At 66.9% G+C, this 23,328-nt stretch carries 28 protein-coding genes; 15 read left to right on the forward strand and 13 right to left on the reverse strand.

Going from position 1 to position 23,328, the window contains the following annotated elements; genetic code table 11:
* Window positions 1-8: 8 nt before the first annotated feature.
* Together cls and H162_RS0106735 are read right to left on the reverse strand one after the other, a co-directional pair.
* Complete coding sequence (gene cls, locus H162_RS0106730) at window positions 9-1,397, reverse strand: cardiolipin synthase (protein WP_020652690.1); 1,389 nt, start codon at window positions 1,395-1,397, stop codon at window positions 9-11.
* The gene (locus H162_RS0106735; RefSeq protein ID WP_020652691.1) at window positions 1,394-3,502 is read right to left on the reverse strand and encodes a site-specific recombinase; all 2,109 of its coding nucleotides are present in this window, start codon (window positions 3,500-3,502) and stop codon (window positions 1,394-1,396) included. The genes cls and H162_RS0106735 overlap by 4 nt, the downstream gene beginning before the upstream one ends.
* 138 nt (window positions 3,503-3,640) lie before the next feature.
* Between H162_RS0106735 and H162_RS0106740 the strand changes: the two genes are divergently transcribed.
* The gene (locus H162_RS0106740; RefSeq protein ID WP_020652692.1) at window positions 3,641-4,477 is read left to right on the forward strand and encodes a branched-chain amino acid aminotransferase; all 837 of its coding nucleotides are present in this window, start codon (window positions 3,641-3,643) and stop codon (window positions 4,475-4,477) included.
* A gap of 88 nt (window positions 4,478-4,565) precedes the next feature.
* On the opposite strand, the gene H162_RS0106745 is transcribed toward H162_RS0106740, so the two are convergent.
* The 4 genes from H162_RS0106745 to H162_RS35535 all read right to left on the reverse strand — a co-directional run bounded on the left by H162_RS0106745 (window position 4,566) and on the right by H162_RS35535 (window position 6,702).
* Window positions 4,566-5,237, reverse strand: coding sequence for a YiaD family glycine zipper/OmpA-like lipoprotein (locus H162_RS0106745; RefSeq protein WP_020652693.1), 672 nt, complete (start codon window positions 5,235-5,237; stop codon window positions 4,566-4,568).
* A 90-nt stretch (window positions 5,238-5,327) separates the two neighbouring features.
* The gene (locus tag H162_RS33920) at window positions 5,328-5,474 is read right to left on the reverse strand and encodes a lmo0937 family membrane protein (protein WP_020652694.1); all 147 of its coding nucleotides are present in this window, start codon (window positions 5,472-5,474) and stop codon (window positions 5,328-5,330) included.
* A gap of 97 nt (window positions 5,475-5,571) precedes the next feature.
* Window positions 5,572-5,790, reverse strand: a complete 219-nt coding sequence (locus H162_RS0106755) for a hypothetical protein (RefSeq protein WP_020652695.1) — start codon at window positions 5,788-5,790, stop codon at window positions 5,572-5,574.
* A 165-nt stretch (window positions 5,791-5,955) separates the two neighbouring features.
* On the reverse strand, window positions 5,956-6,702 hold the full coding sequence (locus H162_RS35535; RefSeq protein ID WP_026354324.1) for a glycine zipper 2TM domain-containing protein: 747 nt from the start codon (window positions 6,700-6,702) through the stop codon (window positions 5,956-5,958).
* Window positions 6,703-6,904: 202 nt separating this feature from the next.
* On the opposite strand from H162_RS35535, the gene H162_RS0106765 reads away from it, so the two are divergent.
* On the forward strand, window positions 6,905-7,636 hold the full coding sequence (locus tag H162_RS0106765; RefSeq protein ID WP_020652697.1) for a Crp/Fnr family transcriptional regulator: 732 nt from the start codon (window positions 6,905-6,907) through the stop codon (window positions 7,634-7,636).
* A gap of 161 nt (window positions 7,637-7,797) precedes the next feature.
* Here H162_RS0106765 and H162_RS0106770 read toward each other — a convergent pair whose 3' ends face one another.
* The 3 genes from H162_RS0106770 to H162_RS0106780 form a co-directional block, all read right to left on the reverse strand.
* Window positions 7,798-8,019: a YMGG-like glycine zipper-containing protein gene (locus tag H162_RS0106770; RefSeq protein ID WP_020652698.1), complete on the reverse strand. Its 222-nt coding sequence runs from the start codon at window positions 8,017-8,019 to the stop codon at window positions 7,798-7,800.
* A 22-nt stretch (window positions 8,020-8,041) separates the two neighbouring features.
* Window positions 8,042-8,386, reverse strand: a complete 345-nt coding sequence (locus H162_RS0106775; protein WP_020652699.1) for a BON domain-containing protein — start codon at window positions 8,384-8,386, stop codon at window positions 8,042-8,044.
* A gap of 100 nt (window positions 8,387-8,486) precedes the next feature.
* Window positions 8,487-10,556, reverse strand: a complete 2,070-nt coding sequence (locus H162_RS0106780; RefSeq protein WP_020652700.1) for an AsmA family protein — start codon at window positions 10,554-10,556, stop codon at window positions 8,487-8,489.
* Between the two features lie 204 nt (window positions 10,557-10,760).
* Here H162_RS0106780 and H162_RS0106785 point away from each other — a divergent pair, with 204 nt between their 5' ends.
* The 9 genes from H162_RS0106785 (at window position 10,761) to H162_RS0106825 (ending at window position 16,590) form a co-directional block, all read left to right on the forward strand.
* Window positions 10,761-11,156: a DUF4398 domain-containing protein gene (locus tag H162_RS0106785; protein WP_026354325.1), complete on the forward strand. Its 396-nt coding sequence runs from the start codon at window positions 10,761-10,763 to the stop codon at window positions 11,154-11,156.
* A gap of 57 nt (window positions 11,157-11,213) precedes the next feature.
* A complete protein-coding gene (locus H162_RS0106790) occupies window positions 11,214-12,125 on the forward strand; it encodes an OmpA family protein (RefSeq protein ID WP_026354326.1) in 912 nt (303 codons plus the stop codon).
* A gap of 31 nt (window positions 12,126-12,156) precedes the next feature.
* Window positions 12,157-12,690, forward strand: a complete 534-nt coding sequence (locus H162_RS0106795) for a ferritin-like domain-containing protein (protein ID WP_020652703.1) — start codon at window positions 12,157-12,159, stop codon at window positions 12,688-12,690.
* Between the two features lie 42 nt (window positions 12,691-12,732).
* A complete protein-coding gene (locus tag H162_RS0106800) occupies window positions 12,733-13,068 on the forward strand; it encodes an ElaB/YgaM/YqjD family protein (protein ID WP_020652704.1) in 336 nt (111 codons plus the stop codon).
* Window positions 13,069-13,125: 57 nt separating this feature from the next.
* Window positions 13,126-13,473, forward strand: coding sequence for a phage holin family protein (locus H162_RS0106805; RefSeq protein WP_020652705.1), 348 nt, complete (start codon window positions 13,126-13,128; stop codon window positions 13,471-13,473).
* 24 nt (window positions 13,474-13,497) lie between these two features.
* Window positions 13,498-13,881, forward strand: a complete 384-nt coding sequence (locus H162_RS0106810) for a hypothetical protein (protein WP_020652706.1) — start codon at window positions 13,498-13,500, stop codon at window positions 13,879-13,881.
* Between the two features lie 362 nt (window positions 13,882-14,243).
* Window positions 14,244-14,810 carry a hypothetical protein gene (locus H162_RS0106815; protein WP_020652707.1) on the forward strand — a complete coding sequence of 189 codons (567 nt, stop codon included), beginning with the start codon at window positions 14,244-14,246 and terminating at the stop codon, window positions 14,808-14,810.
* Window positions 14,807-15,853 (forward strand): sensor histidine kinase, encoded by a 1,047-nt coding sequence (locus tag H162_RS32555; protein WP_020652708.1) that lies wholly within the window; start codon window positions 14,807-14,809, stop codon window positions 15,851-15,853. The genes H162_RS0106815 and H162_RS32555 overlap by 4 nt, the downstream gene beginning before the upstream one ends.
* Window positions 15,850-16,590: a LytR/AlgR family response regulator transcription factor gene (locus tag H162_RS0106825; RefSeq protein WP_020652709.1), complete on the forward strand. Its 741-nt coding sequence runs from the start codon at window positions 15,850-15,852 to the stop codon at window positions 16,588-16,590. Before H162_RS32555 ends, H162_RS0106825 begins: the two co-directional genes overlap by 4 nt.
* 10 nt (window positions 16,591-16,600) lie before the next feature.
* Here the strand turns inward: H162_RS0106825 and H162_RS0106830 are convergent, their stop codons facing one another.
* The gene (locus tag H162_RS0106830; RefSeq protein WP_020652710.1) at window positions 16,601-16,972 is read right to left on the reverse strand and encodes a hypothetical protein; all 372 of its coding nucleotides are present in this window, start codon (window positions 16,970-16,972) and stop codon (window positions 16,601-16,603) included.
* A 48-nt stretch (window positions 16,973-17,020) separates the two neighbouring features.
* Window positions 17,021-17,506 (reverse strand): outer membrane lipoprotein, encoded by a 486-nt coding sequence (locus tag H162_RS0106835; protein WP_020652711.1) that lies wholly within the window; start codon window positions 17,504-17,506, stop codon window positions 17,021-17,023.
* Between the two features lie 192 nt (window positions 17,507-17,698).
* Here H162_RS0106835 and H162_RS0106840 point away from each other — a divergent pair, with 192 nt between their 5' ends.
* The 3 genes from H162_RS0106840 (at window position 17,699) to H162_RS0106850 (ending at window position 19,931) form a co-directional block, all read left to right on the forward strand.
* Complete coding sequence (locus H162_RS0106840; RefSeq protein ID WP_026354329.1) at window positions 17,699-18,250, forward strand: hypothetical protein; 552 nt, start codon at window positions 17,699-17,701, stop codon at window positions 18,248-18,250.
* Window positions 18,251-18,335: 85 nt separating this feature from the next.
* Window positions 18,336-18,650 carry a BON domain-containing protein gene (locus H162_RS0106845; RefSeq protein ID WP_020652713.1) on the forward strand — a complete coding sequence of 105 codons (315 nt, stop codon included), beginning with the start codon at window positions 18,336-18,338 and terminating at the stop codon, window positions 18,648-18,650.
* Window positions 18,651-18,695: 45 nt separating this feature from the next.
* Entirely contained in the window at window positions 18,696-19,931 is a 1,236-nt protein-coding gene (locus H162_RS0106850) for an AI-2E family transporter (RefSeq protein ID WP_020652714.1), read from the forward strand.
* Between the two features lie 76 nt (window positions 19,932-20,007).
* On the opposite strand, the gene H162_RS0106855 is transcribed toward H162_RS0106850, so the two are convergent.
* Together H162_RS0106855 and H162_RS0106860 are read right to left on the reverse strand one after the other, a co-directional pair.
* The gene (locus H162_RS0106855; protein WP_020652715.1) at window positions 20,008-20,922 is read right to left on the reverse strand and encodes a YihY/virulence factor BrkB family protein; all 915 of its coding nucleotides are present in this window, start codon (window positions 20,920-20,922) and stop codon (window positions 20,008-20,010) included.
* Window positions 20,923-21,086: 164 nt separating this feature from the next.
* The gene (locus tag H162_RS0106860) at window positions 21,087-22,106 is read right to left on the reverse strand and encodes an OmpA family protein (protein WP_020652716.1); all 1,020 of its coding nucleotides are present in this window, start codon (window positions 22,104-22,106) and stop codon (window positions 21,087-21,089) included.
* Window positions 22,107-22,501: 395 nt separating this feature from the next.
* On the opposite strand from H162_RS0106860, the gene H162_RS0106865 reads away from it, so the two are divergent.
* Window positions 22,502-23,107, forward strand: coding sequence for a winged helix-turn-helix domain-containing protein (locus H162_RS0106865; protein ID WP_026354331.1), 606 nt, complete (start codon window positions 22,502-22,504; stop codon window positions 23,105-23,107).
* Window positions 23,108-23,328: the final 221 nt, after the last annotated feature.

Raw genomic sequence — 23,328 nt, forward strand, 5'->3', positions numbered from 1 at the left:
GCCTCCGCTCAGATCCAGTATTCGGTCAGGCGCGACAGCATCTCGCGCAGCCGGTCGCTCCACGGCCGGCGGCGCCATTCCTCCAGGGTCACCGGCTTCGAGTCGCGCAGGTCTTCGTTGAACGCGGCTTCCATGTCGCGCCCGAAGGCCGGGTCGAGCACCACCACGTTGATCTCGTAGTTGTGGATGAAGCTGCGGCGGTCGATGTTGGCCGAGCCGATGGTCGACCACATGCCGTCGATCACGGCCGTCTTCGCGTGCAGCACCGCCACCTGCAGCTGGTAGATGCGCACCCCGCCCTTGAGCAGCTGCTCATAGAAGGCCTGGCCGGCATACATGATGAAATCGTGGTCCGACACGCCCGGCAGCACCAGCTTGACGTCGACCCCGCGTTTCGCCGCGGCGATCAGGGCGTCGACGGTCTGCTGGTCGGGCACGAAGTAGGCCGAGGTGATGTGGATCGACTTCCTGGCCTCGTTCATCGCGACCAGCAGCGATTTATAGATCTCGGAGTCGCGCTCCGGGCTGGTGGCCAGCACCCGCACCACCTTGTCGCCCATCGGCGCCAGGCGCGGGAAGTAGTCGGCCTTGGGCAGCTCGCCCGCGTCCTGGTGCACCCAGTTGTCGACGAAGGCCCATTGCAGCGCCGCCACCGCCGGTCCTTCGATCTTGATGTGGGTGTCGCGCCAGCCGACCTTGCTGCTGTCGGCGGTGCTGGCCTTCATGCGCGAGCGGAACAGCGAGCTGTTGGCATAGGTGCTGCTGATGTTGATGCCGCCGGTGAAGGCGACCTTGCCGTCGACCACCATGATCTTGCGGTGGTCGCGGTTGTTCAGCTGCCATTTGCCGGGGCGCTTGGCGGGATTGACCGGGTTGAAGATCAGGACATTGATCCCGGCCGCGCGCAGCTTGTCGAAGAATTCGGACGGCGTCGCCAGGGTGCCGACGCCGTCGGCGATCACGTTCACGACCACGCCCTGGCGGCGTTTCTCCATCAGCAGCTCGGCGAACTGCAGGCCGATCGGGTCCTGGTCGAAGATATAGGTCTCCAGGTTGATCGAACCGGTGGCGCCCTGCGCCGCCGCCATCATCTCGCGCATGGTCGCCGGGCCGTCGAACAGCAGGGAGACCTTGTTGCCGGCGATCAGGGGGACGCCGGTGGCCTGTTCTTCCAGCACCGCCAGCTGCTTCAGGTCGGGAGTCGCGTTGGCCCAGCGCCGCGCCAGCAGTTCCGCGGCCTGCTTCTGCCGGAGCGCACCCTGCTGGGTGGCGACGGTCGGGGTGGCCTTGGCGGGATTCTCCGGCAGGCGCTCGGCATCGGGCAGGGTCTTGCACGAGGCGACGATGCAGACGAAGGCCAGGAGGGAGAACCAGGCAGTCGGGCGGAGGTTTTTCATTTCAGTCCCTTCAGGGGCAAGGTATCGGGCGGCGGCTGCGGCTGGCCTTTCGGCCCGATGAAGAAGTCGACCGGCGCCGACAGGAAGCGGCGGCCGAGTGCGCGCAGCAGCAGGATGCCGCGCTTGAAGCGGATCTTGCGGGCGCGCAGCGCCACCCACAGCGCCAGCCCGAAGCTGACCAGCAGGTTGACGGCGCCGATCAGGACCACGCCCAGCGCCGCATTGCCCAGCTGTACAGCCGTGAGCTGGTAGTCGAGGCCGACCAGGGCGGTGGCGAAGTTGGCGGTCGAGAAGGTGATGTGGCGGATGTCGAGCGGCAGCCCGAGCAGGTAGCCGACGGTGCCGGTGGTGCCGAGCAGGATGCCGAAGAAGAAGTTCCCCATCAGGCCGCCCAGGTTGTCCTCGATGTACTGCGACAGCCGTCCCAGCCGCTCGGCGCCGAGCACGCGGCGCAGCCCGCGCAGCTGGCGCACGCGCTGGCCCATGCGGGTGTACAGGGCCTTGTTGTCGTAGTAGCCCGAGATCAGGCCGGCGACGAACAGCCATACGCCGGCGATCGCGGCATAGTACAGGGCCAGGCTGTGGATCGGGTCGATGTCGGCCAGCAGGTGGTGCGCCTTTTCCGGATCGACCAGGTGGCGGCCGGTGGCGTAGAACCAGGCTTCGGCGATGCCCCAGGCGACCGGGAAGGCGACCAGCACGTTGCCGAGCACGGCGGCGACCTGGGTGCGGAACACCTTGTTCACCAGCTCGGCCATCCGCTCGACGTCGACGCCGCGCCCGTTTTCGCCGCGGTGCAGCGAGGCGGCGATGCGCTGGGCCGTCATGGCCGGCTGCTTGGTGGCGATGGTGAACTGCATCAGGTGCACGAACACGAAGCCGAGCGAATAGTTCATGCTGAACAGGAAGGCCTCGACCAGCGGCGGGCTGCGCAGGGTGCCGAGCAGGATCTTGAACAGCGCCATGAAGCCGACGATGAAGCCGGCCCCGGAGGCCCGGGCGAACATCTGGCGCAGCTCCTTGCGGCTTTCGGCGATGTAGTGCTCGCCGGTGCGGCTGGCGTTTTCCGTCATGTTGCGCGCCAACAGGTCGACGTTGTCGCGCACCAGGCCACGGACCTGGTACTTGGTGTTGTGCGCCTCGATCAGTTCCTGGGCCAGGTCGACCGCGGCCAGGCGGCGGTCGCTGTCGGCCGGCTCCTGCGGGCGCGCCGTGCTGCCGGCCAGCGCGTCCAGGTCCACCGTGGCGGCGGACGGCAGCTCGCCGCTGAGGTCGACCAGGTAGAGCAGCTTGTGCAGGCGGTCGATGCTCTGCTGGAGTGCGACCAGCAGGTAGGTGAGGGCGACGCTGGTGCCGGAGCTCAAGGCGCCGCGGCGGATCTTGAGCACCACTTCCTGGCACTGGTCGAGCATCACCAGCAGGTGGCGCGCATCCTCGGGCTGGGCGATCTTCCCCCCGAGATAGCGCGCGTATTCGTCGAGGTAGCGGTTGACCTCGATGTTCTGCATCAGGAAGGGCGAATCGAAGTCCTCGATCTCGCTGTAGCTGTGCACCAGGCGCGGCTCCAGGCCCAGGGCGCAGATGCGGCAGGACAGGGTGCGGATCGCATCGAGCAGGCCCATCAGGGTGACCTGGCGCGCGCGGTCGGGCGTGGCGTCGTCCGGCGGCGGGGCGTCGGCGACGATGTCGAACAATTCCATCCAGTCGGCGTTCGGCACCAGCCGGATCCATTCGTAGTCGTCCTCGCGGTACAGCACCTGGTCGAGGGCGTCGGACAGGTACAGGTCGTTCAGGGCGGGCGGCAGGAAACGGTAGGTGACGCGGCGCTTCAGCTCGGTGACGAAGCCGTCGTTCGAGAGGATGCCGATATCGCTGTACAGGCTGGTATGGCGGCGGGTCTCGAGCAGGGCGGTGACATAGCGGCGCAGCTTCCAGGCATGCACAGGGTTCCCCTTGAGCAGCTGGATCAGCGTGCGGACCGCCTGCGCGGGATCGTCCGGCTGCTGCCACACCCAGCGCTGGCGCGGCCGCAGGCGCTCGACCAGCTGGACCAGGAGGTCGATGTTGTCACTGTTCGGATCGATTTGTTCGAGAATTGCTAGCATGGACAACAACTACTGTGGAAAGCTACAGTGTACGCGAGGGACACGGTCAACATGGTTCGGCAACGAACAGTATGCGAACTGGACGGCAAGGGGGCGGAGCCGATACACTGGTTTGGTTCTGTTTCGACCGAGGATGAGATGTACCTGACTTATTACAATGGCCAATGGGCCGAAGGGAATACGCCTTTGTACGGCGCGATGGACCACAGCCTGTGGCTGGGTTCGTCCGTCTTCGACGGCGCGCGCGCGATCCGCGGCAAGCTGCCCGACCTGCGCCCGCACCTGGAGCGCGTGATTGCCTCGGCCGAGAAGCTGGGCCTGCGCTGCCCCCTGAGCGTGGCGGAGATGGAAGCGCTGGTGCGCGAGGGCGTGGCGAAATTCCCGGCCGACGCCGAGCTGTACATTCGTCCGCTGGTGTTCGGTTCCGAGGGCTTCCTGATCCCGGTGGCCGAGAAGAGCCAGTTCGCGCTGACCCTGTTCGACGCGCCGCTGCCGCCCTTCGCCGGCTTCTCGGCCTGCCTGTCGACCCTGCGCCGCCCGCAGCCGACCATGGCCCCCACCGACGCCAAGGCCTCGGCCCTGTACGCGAACTCGACCCGCGCCATGCGCGAAGCCAGGGAGCGCGGCTTCGACCAGGCGATCATGCTGGACGCGGACGGCAACGTGGCCGAATTCGCGGCCTCGAACCTGTTCCTGGTGACGCCGGAGGGCGCGGTGGTGACGCCGAAGCTGAACGGCACTTTCCTGGCCGGCATCACCCGGGCGCGCGTGATCGTGCTGCTGGAGCAGGCGGGCGTCAAGGTGGAAGAGCGCACGGTCAAGGAGGAAGAGCTCGGGGCCGCGCGCGAGATCTTCAGTACCGGCAACTACGGCAAGGTCACGCCATGCACCCGGTATGAAGGACACGTCATGGAGGCCGGCCCGGTGGCGCGCAAGGCGCGCGAGCTGTACCTGGCGTTCACCGAGAACACCTGATCCGAAAAAAAGCCGCCCGGCTTGCACCAGGCGGCTTGCATCGCGCTGCAGGTCCGACCGGCACCCGCAGCCCGCCATCACCAGGGGGTCAGCCCTGACGTGCGGGTTCGGCGACGTAGATCTCGACGCGGCGGTTGCGGGCGCGGCCCGAGTTGTCGGTGTTGGCCGCGATCGGCTCGCGCGAGCCGCGGCCTTCGATCGTGATGCGGCCCGGGTTCACGCCGCGGCCGGCGAGGTAGTCGCGGGTGCGCGAGGCGCGGTCGACCGACAGCGGCTGGTTGATGCTGTCGCTGCCGGTGTTGTCGGTATGGCCGATGATGGTCACGGTGGTGGCCGGATTTTCCTGCAGGGTGGTGGCGAAGCGCTGCAGGATCGGCTGGAAGTTCGACTTGATGTCGGCACGGCCGGTGTCGAACGAGATGTCGCTCGGGATCTCCAGCTTCAGGCGGTTGTCCGAGGTCTGGCTGACCTGCACGCCGGTGCCCTGGGTCGCCTGTTCCATCGCCTGCTTCTGCGCTTCCATGCGCTTCGACCAGATATTGCCGATGACCGCGCCGGCGGCGCCGCCGATCAGCGCGCCACGGGTCGCGCGGCCGCTGCCGCCGCCGCTGGTGGTGCCGCCGATGATGGCGCCCAGGCCGGCGCCGATGCCGGCGCCGGTCGCCGTGCCTTTCTGGGTCGGGGACATTTCAGCGCAGCCGGTGAGGGTCATGGCCACGATGGCGACGGCCGCGGCCGATTTGGTGAGTTTGGAATGCATATTGTTCTCCTTCAAAAAAATCCGTTTCGGGGTCGCGCCCCGTTGCAGGCGCGACCGCGAAACGGATTGGGTTACTACTGCAATTCATTGCTATATGCCGCGCCCACTGATCAGGCGAACCAGGATCATGATGACCGCGACGACCAGCAGGATATGGATGAAGCCGCCGATGGTGTACGAAGTCACCAGCCCGAGCAGCCAGAGAACGATCAGGATCACTGCGATTGTGTAAAGCATAATGGGTCTCCTCAACTGAGTTTCATGCGCCATGCGCGCTGTGATTCCAGTATGCTTGCCACCCCTGTTGACCACCGTTCGATGGCGTACATTCAGCTCAACTTTTAACTTTACGCAAGCCCGGAATCCAGCCCATCAGGCCCATCAGCCCGGTGATGCCGATCAGGCAGGTGAGCATCCCTCCCGCGACCAGGAATACCACGTCGTGCGCCTGTACCGTCCCGTCCGTTTCAGCCGGCGACGGCACCGACAGCAGCCCGAAGGCGGTGAGTAAGATTCCCCAGATGATGATGCCGATCCACGCTACGTTGTTCATGGCTTCTCCCTCCTTGGTAGTTTCTGCACCGCCATTGCTTCAGCGTAAGTCGATTGTCGGTTTAGCTCATCCGTTCTTCCGTGCGCTACCGCACATTGCCAGTAAGAAAATTTTTGGCCAGGCTCCATGCGGATGCCTGGCCATCTGCCAGCCATGCAGCCCGGGTCAGGCGGCCGAACGCAGGCGGCCTTTCACGATGCGTACGCGGTCGCCCGAGCGCCACGAGGGCTGGGTGGTCTGGCGGAAGGTGCGCAGGGTGCCGTCGTCGAGGCGGACCCGGATCTCGTAGCTGGTGGTGGCCTTCATGTTGCCTTCGACGTGGTTGCCGGCCACGGCGCCGCCGACGGCGCCCGCCACGGTGGCGATCTGGCGGCCGCTGCCGCTGCCGACCTGGCTGCCCAGCAGGCCGCCCAGCACGGCGCCGCCGGCCGCACCCAGGCCGCTGCCTTCGCCACGCTGGGTGATGGTGCGGACCGATTCCACGTTGCCGCAGTTCGAGCACCAGTTGCGTTCGCTGTCGGCGGCCGCGACCTGGGTCGCTTTCCTGGCCGGCTTCTGGACGGGCTCTTCATGGACGACCGGCGCCGGCGCCGGCGCCGCAGTGGCCTGTTGCGCCTGCTGTGCCGGATAGGCCGGGGCCATGCCCGGCTGCGCCGCATAGCCCTGCGCGAGCTGCTGGCCCGCGATCGCCGGCGCCACACCCGGCTGCGGGGCGCCCTGCGGCAGGCTGGAGGCCAGCGCCAGGCGGTCCGCCTCGCTCAGCGGGCGGTTCGCGTTGCCACCGATGGAAGAGGGAATCCAGCCCATGATGGCGGCGGTGCCGATCAGGCTGAACAGCAGGACGGCGACCGCGGCCAGCAGCATCAGGGGATGGTGCCGGCCCTGCGCGGGGGGAATTGGTGGGTTGTTCATGTTTGGTCCTTTCCAGTTGAGGCGGCGCCGGGGAAACGGCACGCCTTGTCGTGCAAATATTGTCGCTGGGAACAACGAGCAGTTCCGTGCGTCACCGTACATACTCGCTCGTGCGGGGGCGGTTACGCTGACCTAAATTGTTTGCAAATGTATCCGACACGCCGCCCACGGGCTTGCCATGTTGACACCACCCGAGGACCCGATGAATTTCGCCGCACACCCGCCTGTCACCGAGCACAACAGTAACCTGCTGCTGGCAGCCTTGCCGGCCCAGGAACTGGCCCGGATCCTGCCCCTGCTCGATCCGGTGAAGGTGGAAGTGGGCGACGTGCTGTTCGAGGCGGGCGAGCCGATCCGCCACATCTACTTTCCCCATGATTGCCTGGTCTCGCTGCTGGGCGTGGCGGGCGGCCGCATGACCCTGGAAGTGGGGCAGGTCGGGCGCGAAGGCATGCTGGGCGCGACCGTTGCGCTGGGCCATGAGAACACCCAGGTGCGCGCGGTGGTGCAGCGCGCCGGCAGCGCCGGCCGCATGGACAGCGAACGCTTCCGCGCCGAGGTGGCGCGCAATGCGCCGCTGCAGCGGGTGCTGTACCGCTATACCGACACCCTGCTGGCGCAGGCGATCCAGATCGCCGTCTGCAGCCGCTTCCACGTGCTGGAAGCGCGCCTGGCGCGCTCGCTGCTGGTCACGCGCGACCGGCTGCAGTCCGACCGTTTCCACCTGACGCATGAATTCCTGGCCCATACCCTCGGCGTGCGCCGGGTCGGCGTGACCAAGGCGGCCAGCGCGCTGCAGCAGCAGGGACTGATCAATTACAGCCGGGGGAACATCGAGATCCTCGATCCGCAGAGGCTGGCGGCGGCGGCGTGCACCTGTTACGAGATCGTCAAGGAGGCGGGGGCGATACCGGTGAGCGAGGCCTTCGTGTAGCAGACCGCGGCGTGCGGCAGCGGGAACCGCCGGGGGCGGTCCGGCGAGGCGCTTACCCAGCCCCCCCGGAGTGTGTCTTTCGAGCATTGCTTTGTTAACATTTGCTTACAAAAAACACAAACGCCCGGCGAGCCGGGCGTTCGTTGGCAACCGGATAAGGCTTAGTTGGTCTGTTTGACCTGGTTGCCGATCACGCCGCCGACCGCTGCGCCGCCGACGGTGCCGGCTGCGCTGCCGCCGGTCAGGGCGCCGCCGATGACCGCGCCGGCGCCGGCGCCGATCGCGGTGTTACGGTCCTGCTTGGACATGTTCGAGCAGCCGGCCATGCCAAGCGCGACAGTTGCCAGCGAGGCGGTCACTACCAGTTTCTTGATCGTTTTCATAGGATTCTCCTTACGGTGGGTTCTACTTCAGGCGCAGGTCATTCCTGACCGACTTGACGCCCCTGACGGTGCGGGCGACCGTCGCTGCGGCCGCCACGCTGTCCGCCGAGCCGACGAAGCCGCTCAGCTGAACGACGCCCTGGGAAGTCTCGACATTGATATCGGATACCTTCAATTCCGGATCCCGCAGGATCGCCGCCTTCACTCCGGCGGTGATCCCCGCATCGTCGAACGCCTCGGCAACGCCATGTCGGGTGTCGCTACGCCGGGGTTCGTTCGACCCGCATCCGGCAAGCCCGCCCAGTGCCAGCAGGGCCAGCAGGGCGGTGGCGCCGCCGAAATGCCTCATGTCGCAGTGTCCGTTCATTCCAGTATTTCAATCATCGATGACCTGGATCCAGCTTAAAACCGGCCTTCCATCTGATCTGTTCGGCAACACACGGATGCTGCACAGATTAAATCTTTCTTCATTGGCGCTGCAGCTTGCCCGGCGGCGGGGCGGTCGGCTTTTCCTTCGCCTGGGCCACCAGGCGCGCGCAATCGCTGTCCCGGCCCGGCCCGGCGTTAATCAGGGGCAGCAGGGCCGCCACCGGCGCGGCGGCGACCGCCAGGGCGGCGGCGCCGCCCGCCTTCATCGCCAGCACGCCCTTGTCGACCGAGACGTCCGGCTGGCTGAAGGTGCCGCGCACATACAGCGGCGAGCGCAGCGAGAACAGGCGCAGCGCCTTGGTCTGCGGATTGATGCGCAGGTCCATCTGCTCGCCGGCCAGGTTGATGGCGCCGTCGACCGTGATGATCGCTTCCTCGGTATCGACCACGAAGCTGCGCGTGCGCGCGATGCCGTTGGTGACGGCGAAGTCGGTCGCCATGCAGTTCAGCTTGACCTGCTTGTCGCCGAACAGCTTGGTCAGGATGATGTTGCCCACGTTGAGTCCCATCATTTCCAGCAGCATCTTGCTGACCTGGCCCTGGTTGATCACCGTCTTGAGCTCGCCGTTCGAGGCCGCCAGCAGGCTGGCCACCGAGTTCCCGACCGCCGACAGCTGGGCGTCGCCATTGATCTGGCCGACCGTGGCCTGCAGCTGCTCGATCTTCGGGAACAGCTGCTTGATCTGGATCTGGCGCGCCGTGACCTTGGTGGTGGCGCGGATCGCGTTCTTGCCTTCGCGCCCGCTGCCGTCGAGGCGGATGTTCGAGCGCACATTGCCGCCCGCCATGGCGAACTCGAGCGGATCCAGGGTCAGCACGCCGTTCTGCATCTTCAGGTGGGTCGACAGCTTGCTGATCGGCAGCTGCTTGTCGCGGATGATGCGGTCGGCCGCGTAGCGCACGTCGGCGTCGAGCCTGGTCCAGCGCTCGGTCCTGAATTCCTCGACCGGCAGCACCTTGCCGGCCGGCTGCAGGGTCTCGGCGGCGCGCGCCTTCTTGGCCGCATTCGAGTCCGCGCCGATCAGCGGCGCCAGGTCGGTGAACACCAGCTGCTGCGAGCGCACGTTGCCGGACAGGACAGGACGCTTGCCGCCGGTGACGAATTCCAGGCGGCCGCCGATGTCGCTGGAGCCGACCTTGCCCTTGAAGCCGTCGTACACCCAGCGGCTGCTGTCTTCCCCCAGGGTGCCGATCAGCCGGCCCGAGGTGGAATAGGGCCCCGTGGTCGGCAGCAGGATGCCGGTGAAGTTGTACAGCTGGTCCATGCTGGGGCCGGCCAGTTCCAGCTTCAAGTCGATCGCGGCCAGCTGCGAGGGCCGGGTGACCGTGCCTTCGAGGGCGATCCGCGTCCTGCGCGAGCGGAACTCGGCCTGGATCGGGTAGGGCGTGGCCTGCTGCTTGAGCGAGAGCACCGCGCCGGCCTTGCCGCCGCCATCCACGCCGGCGCCGTTGTAGGTGCCGTCCAGGGTCCAGCCGACCCCATAGGTGCGGTCGTTCTCCAGGGTGCGCACCTTGGCCGTCACGTCCGCCCGGGTGACCGCGTCTTTTATATGCACCACGCCATCGGTGAACACCACGCGCTCGAGGTCGAGGTTCCAGCGCGACGGCTCTTCGTTGCGCTTGAAGGTCCAGTTGTTGCGGGTGGCGTCGGTGCGCAGCAGGTCCACGCGCGGCGAGTCGAAGCGCAGCAGGGGAATCCCGATCGTGCGGTGCAGCAGTCCGAACGGGTTCAGCGAGAACGAGAACTGGCGCACGCTGGCCATGTCGCGCACCGGCATGCCGGCCGGGTTGCCCACGTAGACGTCGTTGGCGATCAGGTGCGGCCACGGGATGTGGTCGCGCCAGGTGCGCTCGGCCGGGGCCATCGTTTTCGCGGGCCGCTCCCACTCGACATCCAGGTTGCCGCGGATCGCGAACGGGCGGTCGATCGCGTCGCTGACCCTGGCGTTGATCCAGGGCCGGGCGCGGTTCCAGTCGAAGGTGAGGATGAATACGATGGCCAGCACCGGCAGCGCGACGGCGATGCCGAGCAGGGTCAACAGGATCTTCTTCTTGTTGCGGCGGGCCGGCTTGTGGCCTTGCGCCGCCGGCGTCGAGCTTTCGGCCATGGCGGTCCTTCCTGAAAGATGACTGGATGATTGGCCGAGCGTAGCGCGCGCCCGGTAGCGCTGCTGTGCGTTGCCGCACCTACCCCTCGAGCCCGTGCACCGCGGTAGTGCGCGACAGTAAGAGGGAATGTGCGGCAGCGTACCGAAGGCGGGCGATAACAGGTTTATAACGTTATCTAACATTTTCTTTACCAGGAGACCGCAATGGAAAAAACTCATCCGATGACCCAGCTGGCCCGCCTCGGCTGCACCGCTGCGGTCCTCGCACTGACTGCCTGCGCCAGCCCGCAAAAGGCGCCGGCGACGGCCGACGTGGCCGTGTCCCGCAATGCCGTCGAGAACGCGGTATCGGCGGGCGCCGCGGAGCTGGCCCCGGAAGAGATCACGGCGGCGCGCAGCAAGATGATGCGCGCCAACCAGGCGCTGGCCGCCAAGGACTACAAGCTGGCGCGCGAACTGGCGATCCAGGCCCAGGCCGACGCCAAGCTGGCGCAGAGCAAGGCCAACTCGGCCAAGGCGACCGCCGCCTCGAACCAGCTGAACGAAGACCTGCGCGTGCTGCGCGAGGAAGTCGACCGCATCAACACGTCGCAGCAGTGATGCACCCCCGCCACGAGTCCGCGCCTGCCGGCGCGCAATAACAAGAGGACCCAGACGATGAAACACACGAAACGATTCGCACCCATGATTTCCCTGCTGGCCGCCGCCGTGCTGGCCACCGCCTGCGCCAGCGGCCCGATGACCACCCCGACGCTGGACCAGGCGCGCGCCGACTTCGTCGCCGCCAACAACAACCCGCAGGTCGCGACCCACGCGCCGCTCGAATTCAAGCAGGCCAGCGACGCGCTCGACCAGGCCAACGCCGCCGCCGCGCGCCGCGAAAGCCTGAACGACATCGACCGCCTGGCCTACGTCGCCAAGCAGCGCATCGCCGCCGCCCAGGAAGTGGCCAAGGCCAAGACCGCCGAAGCCGAGATCGCGAACGCCTCGCAGCAGCGCGACCAGGTGCGCCTCGAGGCCCGCACGGCCGAGGCCGAACGTGCCAAGCGCGACGCCGAGGCCGCCCAGGCCCAGGCCGCCCAGGCCCAGGCGCAGGCCGCCGCCGCCCAGCAGCAGAACGCGGCCCTGGCCCAGCGCGCCGCCCAGCTGGAATCGCTGCTGTCCGACCTGCAGGCGGTCAAGACCGAGCGCGGCTATGTGGTCACCATCGGCGACGTGCTGTTCGGCACCGACAAGGCCAGCCTGACCCCGAACGGCATGGCGAGCCTGCGCAAGCTGGCCGACGTGATGGCGCAGAACCCGCAGCGCACCGTGCTGATCGAAGGCTTCACCGACAGTACCGGCAGCTCCAGCTATAACCAGGAACTTTCCCAGCGCCGTGCGAACGCCGTCGCCACGGCGCTCGGCCAGCTGGGCGTGCCGCGCGACCGCGTCGCCATGCGCGCCTACGGCGAGGCCTACCCGGTGGCGTCCAACGACAACGCCGGCAACCGCCAGCTGAACCGCCGGGTCGAGATCGTGCTGTCGAACGAGGGCGCGCCGATCCCGCCGCGCGCAGCGAGCCGCTGAGCCGGCTTAAACCAGAGTCAAAGGAATAGCTATGGAACAGACGACCCACCTGGCGCACGGCTTCGACATCGCGGCGATCCGCCGCGCCGCGGCCAACCTCGACGAAGGCGCGGTGACCGAGGGCTACCAGGCCGACCGCGAGGCGGTCATCGCGATGCTCAACGACGCGCTGGCCACCGAGCTGCTGTGCGTCCTGCGCTACAAGCGTCACTACTACACGGTGAGCGGACCGAACACCGGCCACGTCAAGGCCGAGTTCCTCGAGCATGCCCAGCAGGAACAGGACCATGCCGACCGCATCGCCGAGCGCATCGTGCAGCTGAACGGATCGCCGAACTTCAACCCGGCGACCCTGACCGCGCGCAGCCATGCCGAGTACGACGACTCGGAGGACGTGCAGGCGATGATCCGCGCCGACCTGATCGCCGAGCGGGTGGCGATCGAGTCCTACCGCCAGATGATCGCGGCGATCGGCGACAAGGACCCCACCACGCGCAACATGCTCATCGACATCATGGCGGTGGAAGAGGAGCATGCGGACGACATGCGCGACCTGCTGGCCTGAGGCCGGCTTCCCACCACAACACAACGACACAAGGAGTACATCATGCAAGAATCCACCCGCAGCAGCCATCACCCGATCAGCGGCAACACATACGCCACCCAGTCCGACATGAAGGCGCTGGTGAACGATGCGCAGGCCATGCTGACGGCGGCGGCTTCGCTGACCGGCGTCAAGGCCGACGAGCTGCGCGCCCGCGGCATGGAGATGCTCGACCGCGCCGTGGGCAGGGCGAGCCAGGTGCAGGGCCAGGCCGTGGTCAAGGGCAAGGAACTGGCGCACACGGCCGATATCTACGTCAAGGACAATCCCTGGCGCACGATGGCCATCGCAGCCGGGGTCGGCCTGGTGCTCGGCCTCCTGCTGAGCCGCAAAGAATAACGGATGCCGGGGGCTGCCGTGGATAAAAATGATGCCGTAGTGCAAAACCCCGGCCTGATGGGCGGGATTTCCGGTCTGCTCAAGAGCGTGTTCGGGCTCGTCGTCTCGCGCCTCGAGCTCGCGGCGCTCGAGATGTCCGAGGTGCGCAACCATGTCATCGAGCTGCTGGCGATCTTCGCGGTGGCGGTCATGGCCACCTGGTTCGCGATCGCCTATGGTACGGCGATGATCGTCGCGCTGGCCTGGGACGAGATGGGCTGGAAGATCCTGTTGATCATGTTCGTGATTTTTCTTCTCATCACGGGAGTGCTGGTGGCGAAGGGACTGTCCATGCTCAAGCAGAACAAACTCGCTTTTCCGGCCACCATGAAGGAACTGAAGAGCGACCGCGACGCACTGCTCTAAGCGGCGACACGAAGGGGAGAAATTATGCACAATCATGACGGAACGACCGGTCTGGCCGGTCACAAGCACAGCCTGGACCCGGCGACCCGCAAGGAGGAGTTGCTGCGCGAGGGCGAGTTCTTCCGCGCGGGGGTCGCCCAGGCCAAGGCGAACATCCGCTACGGGGCCCGGCCTGAAGTCATCCTGCACTCGACGATCGACCATGCGACCTGGGCGCTGCGCGCGCGGGCCGATGCGCTGCTGAAACCGACCGGCACGAATGTATCGATCCTGATGCCGTATGCGCTGGCCGTGGTCAATTTTGTGCGCCAGCGCCGGCTCGGCAAGCAGGCGGTGGGCGCGGTCGTGGTGCTGGGGGCGCTGGGCTGGTATGTGAACCGCCGGCGTGCAAAGCAACTGGAGGCCTGAGTAAACGCTTTACAAGAACAGGACTCTCTGCAAAGAATATGGTGGGGCTTGAGCGGCGTCGCAATCGGGGATTGGACGCCGTCTTTTTTTGCCTGTCGCCAGCGCATGGGGCCGGTTTCACGGGCGTGAAAATCCGCGTATTTTGCGCAATGGCAATCTGATAATCTGGTGCTCCCGTCCACCCGGTGAACGTGGAGCGGCGCCGCTGCCTCCTCCCGACGCATGCCGGCGCCGGAAGCGTTCATCCGCGCCTGCCGGCGCTCGTCGCCATGGCAGGGGCGCCCGTCGCGAGGCCGTCCGCACCGGGCCCGGCAGGGTCAGACTGCCTGCATGACAAGCCGTCATGCAACCGGAGACAAAGGATGAAGCCACACACCGTTCTGCTGGCCGCCATGGCCACCACCTCGCTGCTCGCACTGGCGGCCGCGCCCGATCCGCTGCCCGCTGCCTGGGTGGTGGGCGGCCCGGCGGCCGACAAGTTCAGCGCCGGGGTCGAGACCTCGGACGCGAAGGACGCGCGCGGCGCGAAGTTCCTGCGCAACGAGAGCGCAGACGCCCAGGCCTGGGGTTCGCTGACCCAGGTTATCTCCGCAAAGAACTATCTCGGCAAGCGGCTGCAGTTCAAGGCCCGCATCAAGACCGAGGACATCAGCAATTATGCCGGCCTGTGGATGCGCATCGATGCGCCGAACCGCCACAGCGCCGCGTTCTACAACAGCGCCGACAAGCCGATCCGCGGCAGCACCGACTGGCAGGAAAGGACCGTCACCCTGGATGTGCCGCCCAATGCCGCCGTGGTGGCCTTCGGGGTCGTCGGAAGCGGCCGGGGCCAGGTGTGGATCGATGGCTTGACGCTCGAGCCGGTCGGCCAGGAGGTGCCGGTCGACCGCTTCGCATCCCGTCCCTTGCCGGCGCAGCCCACGCTGTGAGCGCCGCCCCGATCCGCGCCGACGGCGGGGCAGTGCGGGCCGCGCTGCGGCGCACCCATGCCTGCACCCCGCTCCAGCTCGCACTGAGCGCGGCCTGCGGCGCCGCTTGCCTGGCCCTCGCCTGGGCGCTGCAGGCGGACCGGTGGCTCGGCCTGTTCGGCGCGCTCCTGCTGCCCATCCTGTGCGGCTCGGCCGGCATGAACGGCGCGCTGCGGCTGCGGCGCGGACCAGTGTCCTGGACCGCAGCCTGGCTGCTGCTGGCGCTCGGCGCCGCCATCGGACTGCTGTTCTACCGGCACTGGCTGGCGGCTTCCGGCCAGGCGCGACTGTCCGACCAGCAGGTGCTGGCCGCGGCGCTCGGTGTCGGTGCGCTGGCGCTGGGCTTGCCGCTCTGGCGGGCCCAGATCCAGTACCGGGCCCAGCAGATCGCGCGCCTGCAGCAGGCCGCGCTCGCCGCCGAGCTGAAGACCCTGCAGGCCCAGATCGAGCCGCATTTTCTCTACAACACGCTGGCGAACACCCGCTACCTGACCCGCCACGACCCCGACAAGGCGGGCCGCATGCTCGAGCACCTGATCGCCTACCTGCACAGCGCGCTGCCCGACATGCGCGCCGACAGCTCGACCGTCGGGCGCGAAGTCGAGCTGGCGCGCCATTACCTGGCCCTGGTCGGGCTGCGCTTCGGCGAGCGGCTGCGGGTCGAGATCGCAGTGCCGGAGGCGCTGGCCGGGCTGTCCCTGCCGCCGCTGATGCTGATGACCCTGGTCGAAAACGCGGTGCGCCACGGACTCGAACGGCAGCCGGGCGAGGTCCGCATCCAGCTGCGCGCCGCCATGCGCGGATCCTTCCTGCTGCTGACGGTGGCCGACGACGGGCCCGGCATCGGCAATGCCGTGCTCGGCAACGGGGTAGGGCTGCGCAACCTGCGCGAGCGGCTGGCGGCGCTGTATGGCGGCGCGGCCGGTTTCGACTTGCTGCGCACCGATGCCGGCCAGACCGAAGCGCGCCTCACGATCCCCTGCGCGCGGGCGGCCGCCGCATGAACCGCCCGCGCATCCTGATCGCCGACGACGAGCCGCTGCTGCGCGCCGAACTGCGCGAGATGCTGGCCGAACTCTGGCCCGAGGCCGAGATCGTCGGCGAAGCGGTCGACGGGATCGATGCGGTGCGCCTCGGGCGCGAGCTGGCCCCGGACGCGGCCTTCCTCGACGTGCGCATGCCCGGGCTGGACGGGATCGCGCTGGCCCATGTGTTCGGCGGACGCAGCCACGTCGTCTTCGTCACCGCGCATCACGAGCATGCGGTGGCGGCCTTCGACGAGGGCGCCGTCGACTATGTGCTCAAGCCGGTCAGCCAGGAACGCCTGCGGCGCGCCGTGGACCGGCTGCGCGCACGCCTCGGCAGCCCGCCGCCCGACCTGGCGCGCGCCTTGCGCCCGCCTGCGCCGAGGAAGGCCCAGCCGGTCTGGCTGCAGGCGTCGAGCGGCCAGACCATCCATTTCATCGACCTGGCCGACGTCATCTATTTCTGTTCGGACGCGAAATATACCCGCGTGGTCACGGAGACGATGGAAGCCCATCTGCGGCTCCCGCTACGGGAACTGGCGGAGGCGCTCGACCCGGATGCGTTCTGGCAGATCCATCGCGGCTACCTGGTCGCGCTCAAGCGCATCGCCCAGGCGCAGCGGACCGAGGATGGGGCGCTATGGGTCCACCTGCGCGGCCATCCGGCCAGGCTGCCGGTCAGCCAGCGCTACCAGCACCTGTTCCGGGGCATGTAGCCGGCGCCGGCTACTGGCTGTCGACCTGGCTGCGCGCCTGGGCCATGTCCTGGCGCCAGGTGGCGCGCGCTTCCTGCAGGCACGCGCTGCGCGTGGGCTCGCGCCGCTTCTTGCAGGCGGCCTGCGCTTCCTTCAGCGCCGCGCCGATTTCCTTCTGCAGGGTCTGCAGCCGGGCCTGGCGGGTGCTGTCGTCGCGGTACCAGCGGGCCGGATCGCCCTGGGCGATCTCGCGCGCCTGCTGGCGTGCGACGATGGGTTCGACGGCGGCATCGCTGCCGGCCGCGCCGGTACCGGCCGTGCCGGTCTGTGCCTGCGCTGCGCACGCGGCCATGCCGAGCACGCAGGCGAGCACGCCGCGCACTGCGCGCTGAGCATGGGTCATGCTTCCTCCTGGCTGGATGAAGGACCGGCGCAGGTGCGCCGGCGGGGATCAATAGCGATAGACGCGGCCGTCGACGATGCGCACGCGGTTACCCACGCGCAAGTCGTAGGCGCTGTCCTGGGTCACGGTTCGGTATTCGCCGTTATCCATGCGCACGTTGATCTGGTACAGCTCCTGGCCGGTGGTGTTCCGGTTAGCCTCGACCCGGTTGCCGATGGCCGCGCCGGCCACGCCGCCGGCGACGGTGGCCGCGGTACGGCCGCTGCCGCTGCCGACCTGGTTACCCGCCAGTGCGCCCACCACGCCGCCGAGGACGGCGCCGGCGCCGCTGGTGCGGCCGCCGTTGGCCTGGGTGACCTGGATCGTTTCGATCACGCCATAGCCCATCGACGCCGTGTTGTCGTAGCCGCTGTTATAGCCGCCGCTGCTGGCGCTGCCGCTGCCGTAGTGCGGCTGGGAACTGGTACTCGCGCAGCCGGAGAGAAAAGCGCCGGCAGCCAGCACGGCGGCGGCAAGGGTACGGGTTGTTTTCATGTTGTTCTCCTGACAAAAGTATGATGCCAGAATAAAACTGGGACTTTGGTGGGTCTGTGCGGTGTCGCACCCACCTGTCGACCTCGTCGAGGTCTGGAAGCTCTTCTGTTGCTGATGTGTTCGACACCGAACAGAAGGCGCGCGGCGCCACGTGTAAAAAGAGCATGAGCGTTGACAAACGGAGAAGAAAAAATGAAAAGCTCTCATGCGGTATTGATGATCGGCGCGGCGCTGGCCTGGGCCGGACACGGCCGCGCCCAGCAGCCGGTGCCGGACGCCAGGACCGCCTACGAGCAGGCACGCGCCATGGCCGAAGCGAACTACAAGGCGGCGCGCGCCAAGTGCGACCTGATCGCCGGCAACCCCCATGAGCTGTGCGTGGCCGAGGCCCGCGCCGCCAGGGTGCGCGTCGAGGAAGAAGCGAACGCCGCCTACAAGAACACCCTGGCGGCCTATACCCAGGCGCGGCTGCGCATCGCCTCGGCGAACCACGACCGCGACAAGGTGCGCTGCGAGGCCCTGACCGGCAACGACAAGGATGTCTGCATGGAGCAGGCCAAGGCCACCCTGATCGCGGCCCAGGCCGACGCCAAGGCCGACCGCAAGAGCATGGAAGCGCGCCTCGATGCGCGCGAGGACAAGATCACCGCCGAGTACCGCGTCGCGCTGGAGAAGTGCGATGCCTACGCCGGCGCCGCCAAGGACCAGTGCGTGAGCGCCGCCAGGACCGCCTATGGCAAATGAAGAACCGCGGGCCGGCCATGCCGGCACCGCCCAACCCCGCCCAACCGGGCACTGCTTTACCCTTGACCACCAATAAGGAGCCATCATGAAAATCGCACAACGCCTCATCACCGCCGCCTTCGCCGCCACCGTCGCCATCACCGCCGTCGGCTGCGTCTCGACCTCGAAGCAGGAAAGCGCCGGCGAATACGTCGACGACGCCGTCATCACCACCAAGGTGAAGGCGGCCCTGGCCCAGGATCCGAGCGTGAAAGCCACCGAAGTGAACGTCGAGACCTTCAAGGGCGACGTCCAGCTGTCGGGCTTCGTGGCCGATCCGGCATCCGCGCAACGCGCCGTCGAACTTGCACGTGGCGTAAAAGGCGTGACTTCCGTCAAAAACGACATTCGTGTGAAATAATGTCGGATCGCCGGGGCGGCCCGGTTTTTAGTTCAGGCACCCTTCATGCAGCTCGCAAAAACCGATCCGGTCCCCGCGCCGGCCACTTCGCCTGACCTTGCCGCCCCGGAGGCGTCCGCCAACGGCGCCGAGCCTCGCCCAGCGGGGGACGATCTCGCCCTGCAGCTCGGCGGGCTGCGCCTGCCGCTGCACGTGAATGCGCGCGGCGTCTCGCTGGGCATCCTGGCGACCATCGCCTTCGTCTTCGCCCTGCAGTGGGCGCAGAAGTTCTTCGTGCCGCTGCTGCTCGGCATCCTGATCGCCTATACCCTGAACCCGGTCGTGCGCTGGCTGGAGCGCTGGCACATCCGGCGCGTCATCGGCGCGACCCTGGTCACCGCCGTGATCGTCAGCGCGATGGGCGGCACCCTGTATCGGCTACAGGACGAATTCTTCAACATCATCGACGAGCTGCCGACGCTGACGCACAAGATCACCAAGATCCTGACGAATACCAGCGGGCAGCGCACGACCCTGCAGCAGATGCAGGCCGCCGCCGCCGAGATCGAGCGCGCCGCCTCGAACGTCGGCAGCGATGCGCGGCGCGCGACGCAGAAGCGCCCGCCGCAGCTGCCGCCCGCGGCAGGCTCGAATTTCCGCGTGATGGACTGGGTGCTGGCCGGCTCGATGGGCCTGGCGACCTTCCTGTCGCAGGCGACGATGGTGGTGTTCCTGGTGTTCTTCCTGCTGCTGGCGGGCGACACCTTCAAGCGCAAGCTGGTCAAGCTGACCGGGCCTTCGCTGACGCGCAAGAAGGTCACGGTCCACATCCTGGACGAGATCAACACCTCGATCCAGAGCTATATGTTCATGCTGCTGGTCACCAACATCCTGCTGGCGCTGCTGATGTGGGGCGCGCTGCGCTACATCGGCCTGGAGAACGCCGGCGCCTGGGCCGCCTTCGCCGGCGTGGCCCACCTGATGCCGTATTTCGGCCCGCTCCTGATCACGCTCGCCACCGGCATGGTGGCCTTCCTGCAGTTCGAATCGCTGCGCATGGTGATCCTGGTCGCCGGCGCCTCGCTCGGGATCGCCACCCTGGTCGGCATGGTGGTGGCCACCTGGATGACCGGCAAGATCGCCAAGATGAACCCGGCCGCCGTGTTCGTCAGCCTGCTGTTCTGGGGCTGGCTGTGGGGCGTGTGGGGGCTGCTGCTCGGGGTGCCGGTGGTGATGGTGCTGAAAGTGGTGGCCGAGCGGGTGGAAGGGATGGAGTTCGTGGCGGAGTTGCTGGGAGAGTGAGCCTGGGCGACGGCATGCCATTGCCGCCGGCGGCGGCAATGGCATGCCTGGTGAGCGGGCTGGCGCTGGCGCCGTGCTAAGCCCTGCTGACCTTGGGCGTCGCCCCCGTCTCATGCGCCGGCTTGTGCCGCAAACTTCCCAGCTGTAACGCATACTGGCGCGCGAACTCCGCCCCCAGGAAGAAGATCTGCGCCGAGTAATACACCCACAGCAGCAAGGCGATCAGCGAGCCGGCGGCGCCGAAGCTGTCGGCGGCGCCGCTGTTGCCGATATACAACCCGATCCCGAACTTGCCGAGTGTGAACATCGCCGCCGTGCCCAGCGCGCCGATGGTCACGTCATGCCAGGACAGCTTGATGCGCGGCAGCAGCTTGTAGATGATGCCGAACAGCGTGGCGATGACGAGGAAGCTGATCCCCGACGCCACCCATCCCAGCACCACGGCCGCTTCCTTCCACATCCCGCCGATGTAGTTCTCGACCACGGCCAGCCCGGCGCTGACCACCAGCGACACCATCAGCAGGAAGCCCAGCACCAGGATCAGGCCGAAGGACAGCAGGCGGGTGCGGACCACGTCCCACATGGTCGAATCCTTGGGAGGAGGGACGTCCCAGATCTCGTCCAGGCTGTCCTTCAGCTCGGCGAACACGCTGGTGGCGCCGATCAGGAGCAGCACGGTCGCGATGATGGTCGCCAGCCGGCCGCTTTCCTTGTTCTGCGCGCCGGCCAGGATCGTCTGGACGGTTTCGGCGCCCTGCTTGCCGACCAGGCCGCGCAGCTCGCTCAGCAGCTGGCCCTGGGCCGCCTCGGCGCCATAGAAGAAGCCGGCGACGGCGATCACCAGCACGAGGATCGGGGCCAGGGAAAACAGGGTATAGAACGCCAGGGCCGCGCCCTTGCTGGCGGCGCGGTGCTCCAGCCATTCGGTGAGGGCGCAGCGCAGCACGTGCAGCACCTGGCGCGAAAAGGGAATCCAGTTTTTTACAGCCATTGCCCATCCTCCAATGAAAAGGGGGCCGAAGCCCCCCTTGGTATGCGATCAAGCGGCAGCCTTGCCATGGCCAGCCACGCCTGACAGGAAGCGCCGGTCAGGCGTGGCTGGCCCGGGCAGGGCCGCTTCAGGCAGGGCCGCTCCAGGCGGCGGGCCCTCGGGTATTACTCGACCTTGCGCTCGACCGTGATCTGCTCGACCTCGACGCGGCGGTTCGGTTCGAGGCAGGCGATCAGTTCTGCGCGCTTCTTCTGGTTGCAGGTCACGAGCGGGTTCGCTTCACCCTTGCCGTAGGCCTTCAGGCGATTGCCGTCGATGCCTTTGCTGATCAGGTAGTCGCGCACCGAGTTGGCGCGGCGTTCCGACAGGGCCAGGTTGTACTTCTCGGAACCCAGGCGGTCGGTGTAGCCGGTGATGTCGACGTCGGTGACGTTCGGATCGGCCTGCAGGGCGGCGGCGATCTCGTCCAGCTTCGGCGCCGGCAGGATCACGTCGGACTTGTTGAACTCGAACACCTTGTTGGCTTCCAGGGTCACCTTCTCGAAGCGTGCCGGCGGCGGCGGCGGCGGTTCGACCGGAGCAGGCGCCGGGGCGGGAGCCTCGACCACGGGAGCCGGAGCCGGCGGTGCAGGCGGCGGGTTGAAGGCGTAGTTCAGGCCGACAGTCAGGTACTTGTTGTTGCTGCGGCGGAAACCGAACTGTTCGTCGTCACGCAGGAAGCCGCGCACGCTGCGGACGTCGGCCTGCAGCGACCACTGCGGGGTCAGCGATGCCTGGACGCCGAGACCGATGGTGGCGTACGGAGAGGTCTTCTTGACGTCGCGCAGCGGATTGTTGACCTTGTCGCGCGAAGCGCCCACGCCGAACAGCACGAACGGACGGAAGCGTTCACGGCTCAGCATCAGCAATGCATCCACACCCAGCATGGACTGGCGGTATTCGGCAGGGCCGTCCTCGAAGCGGGCATGGCTGCCGCCCACCTGGATATCCCACATCGGGTGGACAGCCTTACCGAACTTCAGACCGCCGCCCCAGTCCTTGTCGTCCACGCCGAATTCACGATCCGGCTTGCCGTACATCACGCTCGGCTGGACGTACCACGACGGATTGATTTCCTGGGCGAGGGTTGCTCCGGTCGAGCACAGCAGTGCAACGGCCAGGGCGATCTTCTTCGAATTATTCACGGATAGGCTCCCTTTGGTTAAAAGTAAGTGACATCTCATGCCTAGCAAGGGATGTTGGATAAAGAATAACAGTGTGAGTTCCTGGGGCTCGGTGCGTTAGCGCACCCAAGGAATTGGGCTGTGCGATTTTACAACGGTGTGAAAAAGTAACATTTGCACAAATGAAACAAGCTGTAACGATATGGGTGTGTGAAAAACATGACATGGATCATGAAGCGAGCTTCTGGGAAATGCTTGCAGGAATGTTGTCGAATGTTGGATGGCGCACAGACCGGCGGGGCTGATGCAGGCAATCTTGAGCCCAGTTAAGCGGAACCGAGGTGTTGTCAGGGTGTCCAAAAACGGCACACAGCGACCCGGACCACACAGTCTCTCTCTCTCATGGAGCTCATAATATGCATGCAACGACTCACCATAACGCGGCACAAGGCGAAACCGGCGCAGTGCACACGTCCAGCAATTCGGCACTGATCGAACGTGTCCCGCCGCAGCCGACCGAACGTGCCCCGATCTCCCTGGCTCCGATCGAGCGCGTCCGTTCCACCTCGGCCACCCAGCGCCGCATCGAAAACATGCAAAAGCTGATCAATGAGTTGTCGAGCCATGAAATGCTGGCCGATGAAATCGCCTGGTTCCTGAAGTTCTCGCCGTCCGGTGCGCGCAAGTACATCCGCGACCTGCGCGAGGCCGGCGTGATCGAACTGGCGCGTTACATCGAGGGCACCGCCACCTACCTGGGCAAGGCCGTGTACCAGATCTCGCCCGATCCGGATCGCGTCAAGGCCTTCCTGGCAGCGATCTGCCAGCCGAAGCGCGAAGGCGCCACCCCGCGCAAGGAGCGTCCGGGCCTGCGCGAGCAGAACATGGCCGGCAGCGGCCGTCACTTCCATATCCTGGCGGATGACACCCATTACGCGATCCGCGTGAACCGCAGCCCGGTCAGCCGCGATCCGCTGGTTGCAGCACTGTTCGGCCCGCCGCCGAGCCAGACCGCCAAGTAACGCGCCCGAGTGCGCGTACCATGGCCGGCGCGGCAGAGACCCGCGCCAGTCCTGGTCCGACGATCGCTGTCGTCGCTTGCCGCGCCCCGTGCGCGGCTTTGTTTTTTGCGGCCCCGGAAAGGGCGGCGTAGTATTCAGGTAAACAACTATTTGCACTTGACGCGTTGAAAACCGGTCAATAATCCTTATTTGACCCATGCGGCAGGCTCAGCCGGCCGATC

It is taken from the genome of Massilia niastensis DSM 21313 (assembly GCF_000382345.1).
GTDB classification, from domain to species: Bacteria; Pseudomonadota; Gammaproteobacteria; order Burkholderiales; family Burkholderiaceae_D; genus Telluria; species Telluria niastensis.

Excerpts from the sequence above, each read along its gene's own strand:
- cls (WP_020652690.1), bottom strand. The coding sequence starts at position 1,397 with ATGAAAAACCTCCGCCCGACTGCCTGGTTCTCCCTCCTGGCCTTCGTC.
- H162_RS0106735 (WP_020652691.1), bottom strand. The coding sequence starts at position 3,502 with ATGCTAGCAATTCTCGAACAAATCGATCCGAACAGTGACAACATCGAC.
- H162_RS0106740 (WP_020652692.1), top strand. The coding sequence starts at position 3,641 with ATGTACCTGACTTATTACAATGGCCAATGGGCCGAAGGGAATACGCCT.
- H162_RS0106745 (WP_020652693.1), bottom strand. The coding sequence starts at position 5,237 with ATGCATTCCAAACTCACCAAATCGGCCGCGGCCGTCGCCATCGTGGCC.
- H162_RS33920 (WP_020652694.1), bottom strand. The coding sequence starts at position 5,474 with ATGCTTTACACAATCGCAGTGATCCTGATCGTTCTCTGGCTGCTCGGG.
- H162_RS0106755 (WP_020652695.1), bottom strand. The coding sequence starts at position 5,790 with ATGAACAACGTAGCGTGGATCGGCATCATCATCTGGGGAATCTTACTC.
- H162_RS35535 (WP_026354324.1), bottom strand. The coding sequence starts at position 6,702 with ATGAACAACCCACCAATTCCCCCCGCGCAGGGCCGGCACCATCCCCTG.
- H162_RS0106765 (WP_020652697.1), top strand. The coding sequence starts at position 6,905 with ATGAATTTCGCCGCACACCCGCCTGTCACCGAGCACAACAGTAACCTG.
- H162_RS0106770 (WP_020652698.1), bottom strand. The coding sequence starts at position 8,019 with ATGAAAACGATCAAGAAACTGGTAGTGACCGCCTCGCTGGCAACTGTC.
- H162_RS0106775 (WP_020652699.1), bottom strand. The coding sequence starts at position 8,386 with ATGAACGGACACTGCGACATGAGGCATTTCGGCGGCGCCACCGCCCTG.
- H162_RS0106780 (WP_020652700.1), bottom strand. The coding sequence starts at position 10,556 with ATGGCCGAAAGCTCGACGCCGGCGGCGCAAGGCCACAAGCCGGCCCGC.
- H162_RS0106785 (WP_026354325.1), top strand. The coding sequence starts at position 10,761 with ATGGAAAAAACTCATCCGATGACCCAGCTGGCCCGCCTCGGCTGCACC.
- H162_RS0106790 (WP_026354326.1), top strand. The coding sequence starts at position 11,214 with ATGAAACACACGAAACGATTCGCACCCATGATTTCCCTGCTGGCCGCC.
- H162_RS0106795 (WP_020652703.1), top strand. The coding sequence starts at position 12,157 with ATGGAACAGACGACCCACCTGGCGCACGGCTTCGACATCGCGGCGATC.
- H162_RS0106800 (WP_020652704.1), top strand. The coding sequence starts at position 12,733 with ATGCAAGAATCCACCCGCAGCAGCCATCACCCGATCAGCGGCAACACA.
- H162_RS0106805 (WP_020652705.1), top strand. The coding sequence starts at position 13,126 with ATGGGCGGGATTTCCGGTCTGCTCAAGAGCGTGTTCGGGCTCGTCGTC.
- H162_RS0106810 (WP_020652706.1), top strand. The coding sequence starts at position 13,498 with ATGCACAATCATGACGGAACGACCGGTCTGGCCGGTCACAAGCACAGC.
- H162_RS0106815 (WP_020652707.1), top strand. The coding sequence starts at position 14,244 with ATGAAGCCACACACCGTTCTGCTGGCCGCCATGGCCACCACCTCGCTG.
- H162_RS0106825 (WP_020652709.1), top strand. The coding sequence starts at position 15,850 with ATGAACCGCCCGCGCATCCTGATCGCCGACGACGAGCCGCTGCTGCGC.
- H162_RS0106830 (WP_020652710.1), bottom strand. The coding sequence starts at position 16,972 with ATGACCCATGCTCAGCGCGCAGTGCGCGGCGTGCTCGCCTGCGTGCTC.
- H162_RS0106835 (WP_020652711.1), bottom strand. The coding sequence starts at position 17,506 with ATGAAAACAACCCGTACCCTTGCCGCCGCCGTGCTGGCTGCCGGCGCT.
- H162_RS0106840 (WP_026354329.1), top strand. The coding sequence starts at position 17,699 with ATGAAAAGCTCTCATGCGGTATTGATGATCGGCGCGGCGCTGGCCTGG.
- H162_RS0106845 (WP_020652713.1), top strand. The coding sequence starts at position 18,336 with ATGAAAATCGCACAACGCCTCATCACCGCCGCCTTCGCCGCCACCGTC.
- H162_RS0106850 (WP_020652714.1), top strand. The coding sequence starts at position 18,696 with ATGCAGCTCGCAAAAACCGATCCGGTCCCCGCGCCGGCCACTTCGCCT.
- H162_RS0106855 (WP_020652715.1), bottom strand. The coding sequence starts at position 20,922 with ATGGCTGTAAAAAACTGGATTCCCTTTTCGCGCCAGGTGCTGCACGTG.
- H162_RS0106865 (WP_026354331.1), top strand. The coding sequence starts at position 22,502 with ATGCATGCAACGACTCACCATAACGCGGCACAAGGCGAAACCGGCGCA.